This window comes from Paenibacillus sp. JT22N15, from assembly GCF_059383755.1.
Genome location: NZ_JBXENV010000001.1, coordinates 233,558 through 250,579, shown reverse-complemented (window position 1 = coordinate 250,579; position 17,022 = coordinate 233,558). Strand labels below are relative to the sequence as shown.

The 17,022-nt window shown below is 53.1% G+C and carries 15 protein-coding genes; 11 read left to right on the top strand and 4 right to left on the bottom strand.

Annotated elements, in window-relative coordinates:
* Nucleotides 1-4: 4 nt before the first annotated feature.
* The 4 genes from AC50X8_RS01085 to AC50X8_RS01070 all read left to right on the top strand — a co-directional run bounded on the left by AC50X8_RS01085 (nt 5) and on the right by AC50X8_RS01070 (nt 2,440).
* Entirely contained in the window at nt 5-241 is a 237-nt protein-coding gene (locus AC50X8_RS01085; RefSeq protein WP_056029577.1) for a hypothetical protein, read from the top strand.
* Nucleotides 242-292: 51 nt separating this feature from the next.
* The gene (locus AC50X8_RS01080) at nt 293-595 is read left to right on the top strand and encodes a hypothetical protein (RefSeq protein WP_056032761.1); all 303 of its coding nucleotides are present in this window, start codon (nt 293-295) and stop codon (nt 593-595) included.
* A 44-nt stretch (nt 596-639) separates the two neighbouring features.
* A complete protein-coding gene (locus AC50X8_RS01075) occupies nt 640-864 on the top strand; it encodes a YuzB family protein (RefSeq protein WP_056029575.1) in 225 nt (74 codons plus the stop codon).
* Between the two features lie 133 nt (nt 865-997).
* The gene (locus AC50X8_RS01070) at nt 998-2,440 is read left to right on the top strand and encodes a S16 family serine protease (RefSeq protein ID WP_056029573.1); all 1,443 of its coding nucleotides are present in this window, start codon (nt 998-1,000) and stop codon (nt 2,438-2,440) included.
* A gap of 106 nt (nt 2,441-2,546) precedes the next feature.
* Here the strand turns inward: AC50X8_RS01070 and AC50X8_RS01065 are convergent, their stop codons facing one another.
* Entirely contained in the window at nt 2,547-4,628 is a 2,082-nt protein-coding gene (locus AC50X8_RS01065; RefSeq protein ID WP_494878160.1) for an LTA synthase family protein, read from the bottom strand.
* 65 nt (nt 4,629-4,693) lie between these two features.
* Nucleotides 4,694-5,860: a THUMP domain-containing class I SAM-dependent RNA methyltransferase gene (locus AC50X8_RS01060; protein ID WP_056029566.1), complete on the bottom strand. Its 1,167-nt coding sequence runs from the start codon at nt 5,858-5,860 to the stop codon at nt 4,694-4,696.
* A gap of 102 nt (nt 5,861-5,962) precedes the next feature.
* Here AC50X8_RS01060 and AC50X8_RS01055 point away from each other — a divergent pair, with 102 nt between their 5' ends.
* Together AC50X8_RS01055 and abc-f are read left to right on the top strand one after the other, a co-directional pair.
* Nucleotides 5,963-6,607: an O-methyltransferase gene (locus AC50X8_RS01055; RefSeq protein ID WP_056029564.1), complete on the top strand. Its 645-nt coding sequence runs from the start codon at nt 5,963-5,965 to the stop codon at nt 6,605-6,607.
* 466 nt (nt 6,608-7,073) lie between these two features.
* Complete coding sequence (abc-f, locus tag AC50X8_RS01050) at nt 7,074-8,843, top strand: ribosomal protection-like ABC-F family protein (RefSeq protein WP_494858277.1); 1,770 nt, start codon at nt 7,074-7,076, stop codon at nt 8,841-8,843.
* Between the two features lie 145 nt (nt 8,844-8,988).
* On the opposite strand, the gene AC50X8_RS01045 is transcribed toward abc-f, so the two are convergent.
* A complete protein-coding gene (locus AC50X8_RS01045; RefSeq protein WP_494858280.1) occupies nt 8,989-9,873 on the bottom strand; it encodes a LysR family transcriptional regulator in 885 nt (294 codons plus the stop codon).
* A 98-nt stretch (nt 9,874-9,971) separates the two neighbouring features.
* On the opposite strand from AC50X8_RS01045, the gene AC50X8_RS01040 reads away from it, so the two are divergent.
* Both AC50X8_RS01040 and AC50X8_RS01035 read left to right on the top strand, forming a co-directional pair.
* Nucleotides 9,972-10,871, top strand: coding sequence for a DMT family transporter (locus AC50X8_RS01040; RefSeq protein WP_494878158.1), 900 nt, complete (start codon nt 9,972-9,974; stop codon nt 10,869-10,871).
* A gap of 98 nt (nt 10,872-10,969) precedes the next feature.
* Complete coding sequence (locus AC50X8_RS01035) at nt 10,970-11,752, top strand: MOSC domain-containing protein (protein WP_494878156.1); 783 nt, start codon at nt 10,970-10,972, stop codon at nt 11,750-11,752.
* Between the two features lie 204 nt (nt 11,753-11,956).
* Here AC50X8_RS01035 and AC50X8_RS01030 read toward each other — a convergent pair whose 3' ends face one another.
* Nucleotides 11,957-13,168, bottom strand: a complete 1,212-nt coding sequence (locus tag AC50X8_RS01030; RefSeq protein WP_494858286.1) for an MFS transporter — start codon at nt 13,166-13,168, stop codon at nt 11,957-11,959.
* Between the two features lie 322 nt (nt 13,169-13,490).
* Here AC50X8_RS01030 and hemE point away from each other — a divergent pair, with 322 nt between their 5' ends.
* The 3 genes from hemE to hemG are packed head-to-tail and all read left to right on the top strand — an operon-like array spanning nt 13,491 to nt 17,005.
* Nucleotides 13,491-14,567, top strand: a complete 1,077-nt coding sequence (gene hemE, locus AC50X8_RS01025) for a uroporphyrinogen decarboxylase (RefSeq protein ID WP_494858288.1) — start codon at nt 13,491-13,493, stop codon at nt 14,565-14,567.
* Entirely contained in the window at nt 14,554-15,495 is a 942-nt protein-coding gene (gene hemH, locus AC50X8_RS01020) for a ferrochelatase (RefSeq protein ID WP_494878154.1), read from the top strand. Before hemE ends, hemH begins: the two co-directional genes overlap by 14 nt.
* Before the next feature lie 25 nt (nt 15,496-15,520).
* Entirely contained in the window at nt 15,521-17,005 is a 1,485-nt protein-coding gene (gene hemG, locus AC50X8_RS01015; RefSeq protein ID WP_494858292.1) for a protoporphyrinogen oxidase, read from the top strand.
* Nucleotides 17,006-17,022: the final 17 nt, after the last annotated feature.

Below are 17,022 nucleotides of genomic sequence, written 5' to 3'. Positions count from 1 at the left end.
TGACATGCGGAAATTTTTATCGCTCCGGCATTGGCAGCGCACGTTCAGCCGAATTTTTCAACTGCTTCGCTCCAAGGAGGTTTCCTGGAAAGACAAGCTGCTGTTCCTCGTTCCGGTGCTGCTGTATTGGGTTTTGCCTGACGCATTGCCCTATTTGCCGTTTGATGATATAGCCGTGACAATGATTGTTGCAGAATGGTTTGCCCGCAGAACCGAGAACAAGTATAATAGGATAAGTTAAAATTTTTTTTCTAATTGCTGGTTAGACAAATGAAGGAGTGTTTAAGTGATGATGACAGTCAAAATTTCGCGCAATGCGGCAAAAATATTGAAGCTTGAGCTGGACAAGCCTGAGAATGAAGGCAAGAAACTTCGCGTATATGTGACGCATTCCCACGGCGACCATGCGCACTATGGCATGGGCATCGATGATCCAACGGATAAGGATGTTGTCGTTTCCACAGATAAAGATATCGATGTTATTTTGGAGAAGGACAACAAATTTCTTGACGGCATTCGCATTGACTACTTCTATGTGCCGGAAGAAGGCTTTGCCATTACGAACCCTTCCCAAGGCAATCACGGCGACCACTAACAGGCCGTGAGACCGAAGACAATACGGAAGTAGGACTAACAATAATGGCAAATGATATAATGGTATGTGATAAATGCAGGTTTTATCAGGTTAAGACGCTAGTGCCGAAGCTGCAAAAGCTAGCGCCCGATGCGGAAATTCGGGTTGGCTGCAAATCCTATTGCGGGCCTTGCGCAAGGTCGCCATTTATTTTTATTAATGGACGTTATATAAAAGGCGCTACTGAAGATGAAGCCATTGAGAAGGCCAAACGTTACATTAAAGGATAGTCAACATACGGCAGCAGGGAAGAGACTCAACATCTGTTGGGTCTTTTTTTGCCAATTGAAGCGTGAGCGGGCATTGCCATTCTTTGAAGGCAGTGCCCGCTTATGCTTTAATATTTGAGGAGGTTGAGTGAGCATGCGTCGTTTCCGCTATTATATCGCTGGATTGATTTTGGCCTTGCTGTACATTGCAGCTGCCGAGCTAATCTGGCTCCCTGCTCCGCTTAAGCTGGCCGCTTCTGGCATGCTTTGGATTGATATGATTAACTGGCTGCTCTATGCGCTCGCTTTCATTCCATTGCTCTGGCTGGTTGGCGGCTGCCGAGGCATTGTGGAGCGGGTGAATCGTAGCGGCGGTTTTGCTCGCGTTGCCACGATTCGTTTCGAGCGGCTGCTTGCAGTCGTTCAATATGGCATCGCTCTGCTCGGTGTGTCCGCTATCGGATGCATTGCTATTTTTCCGCAAAGGTTAATACTGTCGCTGCCGCTCATCGGGGGTATGCTGCTGATTGTATGCATTGAAATGGTTTGGAGCGAGCTGCTTGCGCGCCGCAGTATGGAGAAGCGGGGAGGGCGCTGGCCTAAAACCTTTATTTGGATGCTGGGCTCTGGGCTAGCCGCTGCTTTTGTACTGGTGTACCCGACAAATTATATCGTCACTTATCCGGGCCTTACGATGAACATGAACCGCTATGCCCATGTCGAAGGAGGAGCCGCTGGAGGCAGCATTAGCGGCGTGCTGGTGTTTGATCGGCCTGCAGTGCCTGCGGACTGGCTGTACAGTCTGGTGCTGCCGGAATATACGTTTGAGCGCAAGCCTGAGAACGAGCCTTCCTTGTCAGAGTCCTATACACTCGTTTCGACGATGAAAACAGATGCGAACAGTGTGGCCGCTGCGATTGCCGAGGGCAAGGCGGGCATAGGAAATGGCGTAACAACGACGGGGGTCCGCATTGTCGGCATGACGAAGGATGCCATTGCTCAGGGCGCACTCGTTCCTGGCGATTTAATCGTCAGCTTGAATGGCAAGGGGGTGGAGAGTGTGACGGAACTGACCTCCATTATGGCAGATCCAGCCTTTGTTATACCGGGAGAAACGGTTCAAGTCGGTGTTCAAAGAGGGACGTTAGCAGAAAAGTTAACGCTTGAGGTGAAGACAGCGGCGGCTGCTGCGACCGATCAATTGCCTGTGCGCGCCGTATTCGGCATTTCGGTGCAAAATGAACTGAAGCTGGATGCCCCAAGGCCTGTCAGCTATTATTCGTATATTGCCCATATCGGCGGGCCGTCCCATGGCGCCATGCTCACGCTGGCGCTTCTGGATCAGCTTACGCCAGGCGGGGTGACACATGGGCTGCAAGTCGCTGGCACCGGCACGATAGAGCCGGATGGCTCGGTGGGCCTCGTTGGCGGTGTGCCGCAGAAGGCCTATGCGGTGAGCCGGACCGATGCGGATGTGTTCTTCGTACCGGCAGAGCTTGAGCAGGAGGCGAAGAGCGCAGCGCCTGAGCTGCTTGTCGTGCCGGTCAGGACCATTGACGATATTTTGCTCTGGCTGCAAACCCACGGGAAATCCTGACCGCAGGGTAAAAAATAAACCGGGGGCTTGCTGCTTAAAGGCCAGCCCCATAAAAATGCCCCATGGCATCGCCGCTTGTATTGCGGCCTGTCATGGGGCATTTGCTTTATTTTCGAGCGGCTATTTGGGTGCTGCCGACTCGAACCATGCTTTTATCATAAAGCGCGGGGATTAAATTATGGATGACCAGAAGGTCCGACATGGACAGCTCAGTTTGCGCGTCAGCCCTCAGGTTAAGGCATGGAGCCAGTTCGCCAGGTGATTGTTCCGCAACGTTCCAGCATGTGCCATGCTCGGCAAGCCCATCAGCGGAAGGGATATAATAAACGTCGCCATTCGTAAATGCGCCATTGCGCAGCACAACAAGCTTGCTGTTTTGCTGCGGCTGACGCATGCTTTCCGTAATAAGCGGCGTTCCAATCATCGCAAGCTCGCTTGACGATATTCCAAGCAAATGCAGCAGCGTTGGCGCGACATCAAGCTGTCCGCTCGGAGCGGTATAGGCTCCTGCATAACGATCGTCTGGCAAATGGACGAGCAACGGCACCTGCTTAACGATTTGTTCCCGCTCCAGCTCATTTAACGGTTTGCCCAGAAACGCTTCAAACAAGCTCCAATCGCTGATCGAATTATCATGATCGCCATACATGGCAAATATCGTATGATCCCAAAGCCCTTCCTGCTGAAGCCGTTCAATAAGCTCGCCAAGCGCTTCATCCACGTAATGGATCGCTTGCAAATAATCGCCCATTATCGTGCCCTCAAGCTCGCCGAGCGAAAGCGTCTGTTCAGTTGCGGGAATTTGATAGGGGTGATGGCTGGACAGCGTGATCAGAAAGGAATGAAACGGCTGCGGCTGCTCGGCAATTTGGTCAAGCGATTGGCGAAAAAAGGATTTATCTCCAAGCGACCAGCCGATCGGCTCGTCCAGCTCGTATTGTTTTTTGCTCACAAAAGCATCGTATTTCATATTCGCGTACATGGTATTGCGGTTCCAGAAGCTTCCTTCGTAGGCATGAAAAACGCTAGTGTAGTAGCCGTTATTATGCAGCATCTGCGGCAAGCATTGGAATTCATTCCCGGCATATTGAATAAATACCGAGCCGCTGGCGAGCGGCTGAAGCGAGCAATTGCTGGCAAAATCCGCGTCCGACGTTCGGCCCTGCGCGGTCTGGTGATAAAAGGAGCTGAAATAGGCGCTGCTCTTGACCAGCTTATTGATGTTCGGCGTTATTTCCTGGCCGTTGAACGACTTGCCAATCATAAAGTTCTGGAAAGCTTCTGCCTGTACCAAAATAATATTGCTGCCTTTATACGCGCCAAAGCTTAAGTCCCGCTCCAGCTTGGCGCGCGATTGCCCGGATTGCTCCGTCCAGGCGAGCACCTGTGAAGTCGTCTCGGCAGAGACAGCTTCTGCATTCAGCCAATGCAGCGCCGCATAACGATACAGATCATAGCCGTGAAAGCCTAGTGCGCCTGTCACATTATAAAGTGATAAATTCCACCAATTGCTTTCGAATAATCCTTTTGCCCATGTGCGCTTGGCATCGTTAATGCCGCCAAAGGTCACCATTAATCCGATGGTCAGCAGGGCGAAGCTTAACAATAAACGCGGTGCTTTTGCTCGCCAATGCGGCTGCTTGCTGCGCTGGGGTAAAGCGGCCTCAGCGTTTGTGTCAGCTTTCATGGCAACAGATACGGCAGTTGGCTCGGCAGCGCGCCGCTTCCATGCCAGCAGAACGGCATAACCAAGCAGCAGCGGGATATCGGCCAACAATATAAAATCTTTCACTTCCAGCAGCGTAGCAATGCTGCCTCCAAGCGCCTCCACCTGCCCGGCCTGCAGCAGGACGGGTACGGAAATCAAATCCTCGAAGTAGCGATAATAAATTAAATCGGCATACAAAATAGCCGAGAACAGGGCATTCATTGCGAATAACGCAAAGAATCTGCCCCGCAGCGGCAGCAGCAGCGTCCAGAAGCTGCAAAGCGCAAGGGTGCCGATGGCGATTTTGACATCATAGACATTCATTTTCATATTGGGCACAGCTATAAATAAATCAAAGGCATATAGCTTGAGCAGAAGCACTCCGAAAAAAAGCAGCAGTTCCGCGCCATAGGGACGCCGTCCCCAGCGGGCTGCTGCTTGCAAGCTGTTGGTTAGAGCTTTGTATCTTTTTTGATGCATGAATTGAAAGTCCCTCTCTTAGAGTCCCTTTCCTCTCCCAAAAAGCGATTCTATTTCTCTATTTATTATTTTTCTGATGATTGGGATTTGCGGTTTGCATATAGGCCGCCTGGTCCGAAAAACTGGTAATAGTTGCATTCAATCCGCCCGTTGAACAGCTTGCGTTTCTTGTCGGCAGGGCGGCCCATATAATGCTCGATAGCAGCAACAGGCGTAAAAGCGAAAAATGACCAGGTCGGCAAATGGAGCGCCGACATGCCGAACTGGCGCAGCGCCGCTTCCGCCTCGCGATCATCGCCGAGTCGCTCCCCGTATGGCGGATTGGTCACGATGACGCCGTATTCGCCCTCGGGCTTAATTTTCGCGGCTGGCATGACGCTCAGCTTAATGTCTTTGCCGAAGCCGGCTTTTTTAATATTGGCTGTCGCGATTTCGATGGCGCCGGGGTCAATATCCGAACCGGCAATTTGCAGCGCCACATCGTCCTTCACCGCATCAAAGGCTTCTTCACGCGCCGTTTCCCACAGCTGGTCCGGCACTAGCGGCCAGCCCTCGCTGTTGAAGGAGCGGCGCAGCCCTGGAGCGACGTTCCACGCCAGCATCGCGGCCTCAATCAGAATGGTGCCCGACCCGCAGAACGGGTCGTAGAGCGGACGCTCCGGCTGCCAGCGGCTAATTTGCAGCAGCGCAGCTGCCATCGTCTCGCGCAGCGGCGCTTCCGTCGCTACATTGCGATAGCCGCGCTTATGCAGGCCAGCTCCTGTCGTATCAAGTGTCAGCTGCGCGCGATCATTAAGCAGCGTAACTTCGATGACGTAGCGGCCTTCATTTTCCGGAAACCACTCGGTTGCGTAGCGCTCTTTCATTTTTTCTACGACTGCCTTCTTCACGACACTCTGGCAGGCAGGAACGCTGGACAGCTGCGACTTGTGGGAACGTCCGTCCACCGGAAATTCGCCATCTCCGGGAATCCAGTCAGGCCAGTTTAGCGCCTTCGTGCCTTCGAACAGCTCCTCGAAGGTGGTCGCCTGAAATTCGCCCATCTTGACCAAAATCCGTCCTGCCGAGCGCAGCCATAAGTTGGTGCGGCAAATATCGATCGGTTCAGCCGGGAAAGTAATGCGTCCATTTTCTACTGTCAAGTCGGTATAGCCAAGCTCCTTGAGCTCGCGTGCGACAATCGCCTCAAGGCCCATCGGCGTCGTTGCGATCAATTCAATTTTCGTTGTCATTCGTGTCACTCTCTCCTTCGTATGTAAAGCGCAGTTGAATCCTCACGGTCAAAATCATACAATCAAGTATAGTAAACGCAGCTTGTTTTGACAAATGAAAGGATGAGTAAAAAAATGTCGATCGAAAATGAACAATATGCAGACAGCTTATATAAGGAAGATTTGGACCTGATTCGGGTGCGCGAAACCCTTGCTGCAAACGGGATGCCGGACATTTCCGTCGCTGATGGCTACGGCCGGCTGCTGACGATGCTGGTCGCCATGTCAGGAGCGAAGCAGCTGCTCGAAGTTGGGGCACTTGGCGGCTATAGCGGTATTTGCCTGCTGCGGGGAGCGGGAGAAGGCGGGCGGCTGACGTCGCTGGAGCTCAAAGCGGAATACGCGGAGGTCGCGCGCGGCAATGTGGAGGCAGCGGGCTATGGACAGGCCGTCACGTTCAAAATCGGCGATGGCAAAGCGAGCATGGAGCAGCTTAAAGCAGAGGGTCGGCAGTTTGATTTTTTCTTTATCGATGCGGATAAGGAAGGTTATCCCGTGTATTTGGAATATGCGCTCGCTTTAGCGACGCCAGGAGCCGTTATCGTAGGCGACAATGTGTTTTTGCGTGGGAGGACTATGAATACGGCCAGAGTTGGCCCGGCTATACAAGCCGTGAGGGCGTTCAATGAGCGGATTGCAAATGACGAGCGGCTGCTTAGCACTGTGCTGCCCGGCTATGATGGACTGGCCATAGCGATTGTAAAATAGCGGGGCAGGGGGGCTGGAAAGCCCTGTCTGTTGAGCGCTGCTGCAACTGTCTGCGCCCGCCTGCTGTTGTTCCCAAGAGGGAACGCAGGGGGTGGAACGAAGGTTGACGCTTGCAAGCTAATTATTTTATAATGATGGGGAATTAAAATCAGCGCCCCGCGAGAGAGGGAACGGTGTCCGAGGATCATGAGAAAATAACCTATTCGTTCAGAAGCTTATAAATGACAACTTATGATTGATTAAAAGTTCATTTTCTGAAGATAGGATTATTGCGCCCATTTCCGGACATGCCTCATACGTTTCGCTCGCGTTTTTTTGCCAGAGGACGGCGACAGCCGTTTCACCTTGACGCGCTTGTTTGCTGCTACACCTGAACAGGGATAGCTGCATGCTTATATCGGAATGGCTATAATTGGCGAATAATCCTCTTCAGATCGATACTTATTCGAGCTGGGGAGGTTTTTTTATGGGGAAATTAGAGGTTAGGCATATAGAAATAGCAGTACAGGATCGATTGTTAGGCAGGCTGGATGGTGTCTGGGAGCTGGGAGCTCGCGATCGCGTCGGCATTATCGGCGTTAATGGAGCGGGCAAATCGACGCTGCTGGCTGTGCTGGCGGGCAGGCTGGAGCCGGATAAAGGCACAGTGACCCGCAGCGGCTCTGCTGCCGAGCTGCGTCAGGCAGCGGGCTATCGGGGCGTGGCAGCGGCAGATGAGCAAGCAGAGCAGCAGCTCTCTGGTGTGCCCAGCGGTGAGCATGAGCTGCAAGAGGGAGCTATTCTCCGCTCTCGCCACAGCGAAGGAGAGAACGCCAGCCGCTGGCAGGCGCTGGATGCGGGGGAAGCGAAAGGCTTTGGCAGCGGAGGCGAGAAGACGAGGACGGCGATAGCTGAGCTGTTTGCTAGCGGAGCGGAAATATTGTTTGCGGATGAGCCGACGAGCCATTTGGATGCGGCAGGCATTCGCCAACTGGAAGATGCCTTCACCGCGTATCCGGGAGCCGTCATCTTCGTTTCCCATGACCGCGAGCTGCTGGACCATGTGTGCACCTCGATCATCGAGCTGGAGGATGGAGAAATCCTTATTTTCAAAGGCAATTATTCGGCTTATAAGCGGGAAAAGGAAGCGAAGCGGGCCCGCGCCGTTTTTGAATATGAGCAATATGCCAAGGAGAAGAGCCGTCTGCTGGATTCGCTAGCCAAAGTACGCCAGTCGGCGCAGGGCATCAGCCACAAGCCGAAGCGAATGAGCTATAAGGAGGCGAATCTTGGGCTTGAAGGCATGCGCAGCTCGCAAGCGAAGCTGAACAAGGCGGCGGATGCGCTGGAAAGCCGCTTGGAGCGGCTGGAGGTGAAGCAGAAGCCGGCAGAGCTGGAAATGCCTTTATTCGATGCGCAGGTGCACGAGCCTTGCCGCAGCAAGCATGTGCTGCGGCTGGAGCAGCTGGAGGCCGGGCTATCAGAGGACCGCTGGCTGTTCCGTGAGCTGTCCGTTCAAATAAAGCCAGGCATGCGCATCGCGCTTGTAGGCGGCAATGGAGCGGGCAAAACGACGCTGCTTCGAAGCATTTACGAGCAAGCGGAAGGGGTTGCAGCCGCACCGTCTTGCCGAATGGGCTATTTTCGCCAAAATTTATCGCTGCTGGATGAATCCAAAAATGTTTTGCAAAACGTGCTGGCATCAGCCGTCTATCCCGATGCGCATGTGCGAACCGTGTTGGCAAGAACCTTGTTCAAGGGCGAGGATGTGTTTAAGCAGGTGGCGCTGCTCAGTGGCGGCGAACGGGTGAAGGCGGCGCTTGCGAAGCTGCTGTTGGGGCGGCATAATACGCTGCTGCTCGATGAACCTTCCAATTATTTGGATATTTACGCTCGCGAGCAGCTGGAAGAGACGCTTCGAGCTTACCCCGGCACGATTATATTTGCATCGCATGATCGGCGCTTGGTTAGCGAGGCGGCGACGCATATCCTGCAACTGCTCGGTGACGGGGAATGGCGCTTTAGCGAGAACGAAGCGCCTGACCATGGCGGCGCAGCTGCCGACAACCCGGCAGCTGCAGGAACAGGAGCAGCGCAAGCGAGCGTGGAGCGGGAAGAGCTGCGGCTGAGGCTGGAGCAAGAATTCGCCGAGACGTTGGCGCGGCTGTCGCTGCCGCAGCGTTCAGCCGAGGAGAAGGCGGCGCTGGAGCTGAAATTCAGCGCGCTGGTCGCTAAGCGCAAGGAGCTGAAGCTTTAAAGCGCGGCTAATCGTGCAAGAGCAAGAGCAAGAGCAAGTCGCGCAAGCTTTATTTTTCATGGCGGAAACGTCTTGAAAAATAAAGCTTTTTTACTGCGGCGTGCCCGCGAAACGAGCATCGCCTTCAAACAGATGACAGCGCCAACTACACGTGCCGTGCCGCTGGGGCGAACAGCTCAAGCGCCGTATCGATAAACAGCTTGACCGCAAGCGATGCATCCTCAAGCGACGGCACGGCAAGCCGAATTTCCCGGTAGCCTTCGGGTGAAAGCTCCAGCTTAATTACATTTGGCGGCAGCGATTGCATCGCTAGCTCTGACAAAATGGACATGCCGAGTCCTTCCTGTACCATGCTGAGCAGCGTATTGACATTTTTAATGATGAATTTAATTTCCAGCTCCGTCTCGGCACGCTGAAACAGCTCCACTATAGGCGTCTCATAGCCTGATTTGCAATTAATGAGCGGATTGCCGCTAATGTCCTTAACCGAAATAACTTTATTGCCGGCCAAAGGATGATCGTCCCGCATAACGGCATACATCCGCTCCTTATACAAAGGGATCGTTTCAAACGCTTCATCCGGCGGAATGATGAGAGCCACATCGATGATGCGCGTGTGGAGCCATTCCTTCACCTCGTCAATCGTGCCTTCATGCAGCTCGAATTCGAGATGAGGATATTTGGCGGCGATGGTCCGCATGATTTTGGGCAAGAAATAAGCGGAAGCAACCGGGAAGGCGCCAACGCGAATCGTACCGATCTCCAGCCCTTTTTCACGGGAAATTTCCTGCTCAATCCGCTCATAGGATTTCAAAATTTCCCGAAACATCGTCAGCAGCCGTCTGCCGATATCCGTTAGCAGGACGCCATTTCGACGATCGCGTATGAGCAGCACGACGCCCAGCTCCGTTTCGAGCGTAGATATAGCTCGGCTCACGGCGGGCTGCGTCATATTCAGCTCAAGTCCCGCCTTCGTGAAGCTGCCGGTTTCGGCAATTTTAATGAATATCGTTAGCTGCGAGTTTGTCATAACTAAAGTGTTATGCCCCCTATGATAAACATTTATTTTATTTATGTTGCAAACTATTGTATCATTCGGTAAAACGACCACACAAGGAGCTGTTCAAGGTGCCTGGTATTTCCCGATCAGCGGCAACGATGTATTTAATTTTTCTCGTGTTTATATGGGGCATCAATTGGCCGCTTACCAAATATGCGCTGGACTTTTCTCCGCCTTTATTATTTGCGGGCATTCGAACGCTCATTGGCGGCATTTTGCTCGTAGGCTTTGCCATTTGGAAGCGGGGACCGCTGCGGCTTAAGCAGAATTGGCCTATTTATCTTATTGCTTCCATGCTGAACATCATTATGTATTACAGCTTTCAGACGATAGGGCTCCAATATATGCCGGCAGGACTGTTCACGGCGATTGTCTTTTTACAGCCTGTGCTGCTCGGTGTGTTTGCATGGCTATGGCTAGGAGAGGCGATGTACCCGCTGAAAATTATCGGCCTTCTGCTGGGCTTCGCCGGTGTTGCGGCGATAACGACGGGAGGCATTTCCGGCCATATTTCCGTGTGGGGCTTGCTGCTTGCGATTGTTTCGGCCATAAGCTGGGCAGGAGGCACGATATATACGAAGAAAATGGCGGCGCGAGTCGATTCCCTATGGATGACCGCGTTGCAGGTGGCCATTGGCGGTGTCGTTATTTTGGGCACAGGGTCGATGACCGAAAGCTGGTCCGATATTGTATGGAATATGCCGTTCATATTCGATACGCTGTTCATCTCTATTTTTGTCATCGCGATCGGCTGGCTTATTTATTTCAAACTCATCCGCAATGGCGATTCAGCGAAGGTCGGCTCGTTTATGTTTCTGATCCCGCTTATTGCGATCGTGTTCAGCGTGTTATTTTTAAAGGAGCATGTCACGATCAATTTGGTGGTGGGTCTCGCACTTGTCGCATCCAGCATAATCGTTGTTAATCGAAAGCCTAGCCGCTTGAAGAAAGAGCTTCCTGTGCTATGATAGCTAATAGAATCGTTTAAGTGTAGACGGGCGTTGCCGCTTTATGGGGCAGCGCCTGTTTCGCGCAGTTATTTTGCAGGAGACGGGAGAAGTGGGCATTGGCAGAAAAACCGGCAGTCGAACGAGTAAAAACACGGGTTGGCACGCTTAAGGAAATGAACCGTTACCCCATTAAATCGTTTGCGGGCGAGCGGCTGGATTCCAGCAGGATGGAAGCTTATGGGCTGTATGGCGACCGCAGCCATGCTTTTATAGATGAAACGAAGGAAGGCTGGGACAGCTTTATTACAGCGCGGCAAATTCCGGCGATGCTTGGCTACAAGGCGAAGCTCCAAGATGATCATGGTTTTGGAAAGGGTACGGCAGCGGCTTCCGGTTTTCCCGAAGTAACGGTTACGTCGCCTGACAATCGCGAGCTCGCCTGGAACGAGCAGCTGCTCGCCGAAATACAGTCGCACACCCGCACGACCCTTTCCATGCGGCGTTATGCGCCGGAAACGCCGGATTTGCTGGGCGCGGATGCCAGCAGCGTGCTCATTGTGACCGATGCGCTGCTGGGCAAGCTTGAGGCGATGTGGGGCAAGCCGCTCGATGCGCGGCGGTTCCGGGCGAACATGATTGTGGCGCTTGCGAGCGATGCGCCGGATGAAGACAGCTGGATCGGCAAGCGGCTCCAGCTTGGCAGCGCGGAGCTGCACGTAGACGGGCATTGCGAGCGCTGCTCCATGATAACGCTGGACCCTGACACGCTGGAGCGGGATATGTCGCTGCTCAAAAAAGTCAACCAGGAGCTTAATTTGCGTTTCGGCTTGTATGCCTCGGTTACGAAAGCGGGGCATGTCCGGGTAGGCGACGAAATATTTCTGCTGACGGATGCTTGAGTGGATTGCAAGATAAGCAGAATAGGCAGGATAGCCGAATAGGTAATGCCTTGCCTGCGGAATGTGTAGCTGATAACAGGAGTGCAGAACTGAAAAAGCAGCCTTGGCGTTTACGCCAAGGCTGCTTTTGTCTCCTTTTTCCCTGTGTGAAACCTTTACAGTTTTGTTTAGTAGAAGGTCGGCAGGTACATATGCCTGCACGATCTAGCTTTGCGAAGCCCGCCATTTGCCCCGCAGCAGCGAGCGATGCACCCAAAGCGCATTCAGCAGCATCATGACCGCGGACATAATGAACAGCCCCCGGATGCCGATCCAGCCGGATAGCGCGCCGCCTGTAATCGGACCGACCATATTGCCGAGGCCGAGCGTGCTGCTGTTAAAGCTGTAGGCACGGGATTCCATGCCGTCCGGCGTATATTTGCGAATGAGCGAATTGACCGTCGGCACAAGTCCGCCGAGAAAAATGCCCAGCACAAACCGGGAAATGAGCAGCTGCGGCACACTGTCGGCGAGCGCCTGCGGGATAAAGGTCAGTCCCGCGCCAATCAGCGAATAGCCGAGAATGCGCTCTGAGCCGATGCGATCGCTGAGCTTTCCTAGCACGGGCGACGCAATGAGATTGGAGATGCCAGCCGCAGAGCCGACGAAGCCCGCCCAAAAAGCCAAATTGGCTGTCGGGCCATGCAGGCTTTGGACATGCAGCGGCAGCAGCGTCATCGAGCTCATCATCGCGAATTGAATGAGGAAGGTGACCGCATACAGCGCCGTCAGCTCATGAATGCCGCGCAGCCGCTTGAAGCCTTCAATGACGGAAATTTGCACTTTAGCTGCTGCCTTCTGCAAGTCGAACGTCTCCTTCACGACGAACAACGCCAGCATGGACGCAGCGAACAATAGGGAGCCTGTCAAATAAAAAATCGGACGGTAGCCGACAGCGTCAGCCAGCAGCCCGCCGATAAAAGGGCCTAATATCGTTCCGGCAATGCCGCCCGATTGGAGCGTTCCCATCGCATAGCCCATGCGATCCTTGGGCGTGCTGGCAGAAATCAGCGCCACAGCCGCGGGATTAAAGCCGGAAATCGTTCCGTTCAGCATGCGCAGCAGCAGCAGATGCCACGGTGTCGTCGCAAAGCCCATCAGCACAATGACAATTGCCATGCCGATGCCAGAGCGGAGCAGCATCAGCTTGCGTCCGTAGCGATCGGCGTATTTTCCCCAAATCGGCTGGAAAATAAATTGGGTGACAAAGTTGCCGGCGAAAATAACACCAGCCCATACAGCAATTTGATGCGGATCGGTTAAGCCCAGCTCAAACTGCAAATAAAACGACATAAAAGGAATGATCATGGTCATTCCAGCCATTACGAGAAATTGTCCGAACCAGAGTACGATGAGATTTTTTTTCCACTGTTCCATGTTTTTTAGTATAGCACAAGCTGCCCGCCAGACAGAAATACGAAGAACATTTTGTCAAGGTGAAACGGCTGTCGCCGTCTTTTGGCAGCGCGGCGCGTTTCAGTCCGAGAAATATAAGCCTGTTTATAAATGTGAAACTTATTAATGCTTATATTTCAGAAAAGCACGAAATTCGCCTTGAATCAGGTTATAATGAAGAGAATGCCTAAAGAGAGTGTCATAACATTGTCATAGGAAGTCAGGGACTTGCGGTTGTTAGCCCCTGCAAAAACGGGCATAATGGAGTTAATAGAAAATTATATAGAAAAGAGGAACGGCGAACATGAGCTATAATGACCGTTTCATTCGGGCCTGCCGCAAAGAACAGCTGGATCAGGTGCCCGTCTGGTATATGCGCCAAGCTGGAAGATACGATCCTGAATATCGAAAAATAAAAGAGAAATATTCGCTGCTCGAAATTTGCAAGCAGCCGGATCTGGCTGCGGAAGTGACGATGATGCCGGTGCGCAAGCTCGGCGTGGATGCCGCTATTTTATATTCGGATATTATGAATCCGGTTGCTTCAATCGGTATTGATTTTGATATTGTGGCGAACGTGGGTCCCGTGATTGATAACCCGATTCGCTGCGCGGCGGATGTAGACCGGCTGAAGCCAATCGATGTAGAAGGCGATCTCGGCCATGTGCTGGAAACGATCCGTATTTTAGATCGGGAGCTTGATGTCCCGCTTATTACATTTGCAGGAGCGCCGTTTACGATTGCCAGCTATTTGATTGAAGGCAGACCGTCCAAAAACTACTTGCGCACAAAGGCGATGATGTACGGCGAGCCGGAAGTATGGCATAAGCTGATGGACAAGCTGGGCGATATGGTTATCGCTTATTTGCGTGCGCATATCGAGAATGGCGGGAAGGCTTTCCAATTGTTTGATAGCTGGGTCGGTGCGCTTGCGCCCGCAGATTTCCGCAAGTTTGTACTGCCGACGATCGAGCGGATATTCAGCGAGCTGTCGGATTTGCCGCATCCGAAAATTTATTTCCCAGGCGTAAGCTCAGGCGAGCTGCTGCCGGAGCTGCACAAGGTGCAAGCTGATGTAATCGGTCTTGACTGGAGAGTATCGATTCCCGAAGGACGCCGCCGTTTGAATCACGGCTTCGCGGTTCAGGGCAATCTCGATCCCGTCCTGCTGACTGCTCCAATGAGCGTACTTGAATCGTATGCGGCAGAAATTATTGAGCAGGGACTGGAAGAGCCGGGATTTATTTTTAATTTGGGACACGGATTATTTCCTGAGGCATCGCTTGAGAAGCTTCAAGAGCTAACGGCTTACATACATTCATATTCGAAAAAATACATTGCAGCGCGTGAAGGGAAGGAAACGAGCCATGTCGGAAGCTGAAAACAGCAAAATCGGAGTTCTCGTTATGTCATATGGAACGCCGGAAAGCCTTGATGGTGTAGAAGCGTATTATACGCATATTCGCCGTGGCCACCCTCCAACGCCGGAGCAATTAACGGATTTGTATGGCAGGTATGAGGCGATTGTCGGCGGCGTATTCCCGCTTCGTGAAAATACGAACGGACAGGTAGCCGGCCTTGCGGATAAGCTGGAGCAGCTCGCCCCAGGCCGTTATGCTTGTTATCAGGGGCTTAAGCATGCCCGTCCTTATATCGAAGATGGCGTAGAGGAAATGGCTCGCGACGGGATTAAGCAGGCAGTCGGCATCGTATTGGCCCCGCATTATTCGACGATGAGCGTAGGCAGCTACATCAAGCGTGCGCAGGAGAAGGCTAGCGAGCTTGGCGTGGAGATGACGTTTGTGAAGCAATATCATCTGCATCCGAAGCTGCTGCAGGCGTTGACGGAACGGGTAACGGATGGGCTTGCGCGGTTAAGCGCGTCATCGGGCGGAGAGACGAATGTAAAGGTGCTATTCAGTGCACACAGCTTGCCGGAGAAAATTCGCGAGCTTGGTGATCCTTATGAGGAGCAGCTGCTGGAGACGTCGAGAGCGGTTGCGAAGCAGGCTGGCATTGCGGATGATGGATGGCAGTTTACTTGGCAAAGCGCAGGCCGGACGAGAGAGCCGTGGCTGGGACCTGACATATTGGAGACGCTTGCCGAGCTTGCGGAGCAAGGAGTAAAGGCTGTATTGGCCGCGCCAATCGGCTTTGTGTCGGATCATCTTGAGGTGCTGTTCGACCTCGATATCGAAGCGAAGACGACAGCGAAAAATATGGGCATCACCCTTGAACGAATTAAAATGTTAAATCGCGACCCACTCTATATGGAGACGCTGGCGGAGTCTGTAATAGAAGCAACGTAGAGGTTGGTAAGAAAGGATGAATGAGATGCGGAGAATCGGAGAAGCTGATCGAATTGTCATTATTGGCGGGGGGATCAGCGGGCTGAGCTCCGCTTTTTATTTGCAGCGGGAAGCGGAGCGGCAGCGTAAAGAGATTCATATTACGCTTGTCGATAGCGCCGAGGTACTGGGCGGCAAAATCAATACGCTGCAACGTGACGGTTTCGTCATCGAACGCGGCCCGGATTCTTTCCTTAGCCGCAAGCTGGCGATTATTGAGCTGGCGAAAGAGCTAGGCATAGAGTCCGAGCTGACGGGAACGAATCCCAAGGGCAAGCAATCCTATATTTTGTTTAAAAATAAGCTTCATGCGATGCCGCAGGGACTCGTGCTCGGCATTCCGACGGAAATTATGCCATTCGCCCGGACAGGCTTGCTCTCTTGGGGCGGCAAGCTGCGGGCGCTGCTTGATTTCATCAAGCCAGCCCGGACTGCAGCTGGCGACGAATCGCTGGGCGGCTTCCTTGGCCGGCGGCTGGGGACGCAGGTTGTGCAGCGCATTGCAGAGCCGCTGCTGGCGGGCATTTACGCTGGCGACCTTAACAAGCTGAGCATTCAAGCGACATTCCCGCAGTTCGCAGCTGCTGAACGCAAGCATGGCAGCTTAATAAGGGGAATGCGGAGCAACAAAAAGCTGGCGAAAGCTCCCGATATGAGCCTGCTGCCAGAAGGAGCTAGAAGTAGCGTGTTTCTTACCTTTAAGGGCGGGCTGTCTACTTTGGTAAATGCGCTGGACCGAGCTTTGCCAAGCATGGAGCGCAAATTGGGCCAGGCGGTTATCGGAATTCATGATAGCGCTGCGGGTGGTGAAGCGGCAGGTTTCGCTGGCACGGCGGACGGGGAACAGTCGGGGTCCCGCTACACCATCGAGCTGGCAAACGGGGAACGGCTGCCAGCCGACAAAGTAATTATGACGGCGCCTGCGTTTCAGGCAGCGGAGATGCTGGAGCCGCTGGTCGATTGCGCGGAGCTGCGGGCGATCGATTACGTTTCGGTCGCAAACGTCGTCATGGCTTTTGACAAAGCGAGCCTTGGTGTAACCTTCAAAGGTTCGGGGTTCGTTATTCCGCGTTCGGAAGGCTTGCGGATTACAGCATGCACTTGGACCTCGACGAAATGGCTGCATACGAGTCCGGGAGACAAAGTGCTGCTTCGCTGTTATGTAGGCCGGGCAGGCGATCAGATAACGCCTTTTTTGCCGGATGACCAGCTTATGGCTGCTGTAAGAGAAGATGTGAAGAAGACGATGAATATTACGGCGGCTCCTTTATTTACGGAAATTACACGGCTGCCGCGCTCTATGCCTCAATATCCGGTTGGCCATCTGGACCAGACGAAGCGCCTGCGTGAGCGAATGGCACAGCAAGTGCCGGGCATTCATATTACAGGAGCGGCTTTCGACGGCGTAGGTTTGCCGGATTGTATTAGACAAGGCAAGGAAATTGCATCAGCTGCGCTTTCCTCTTCCTAGATGCATAGTGAATGAAG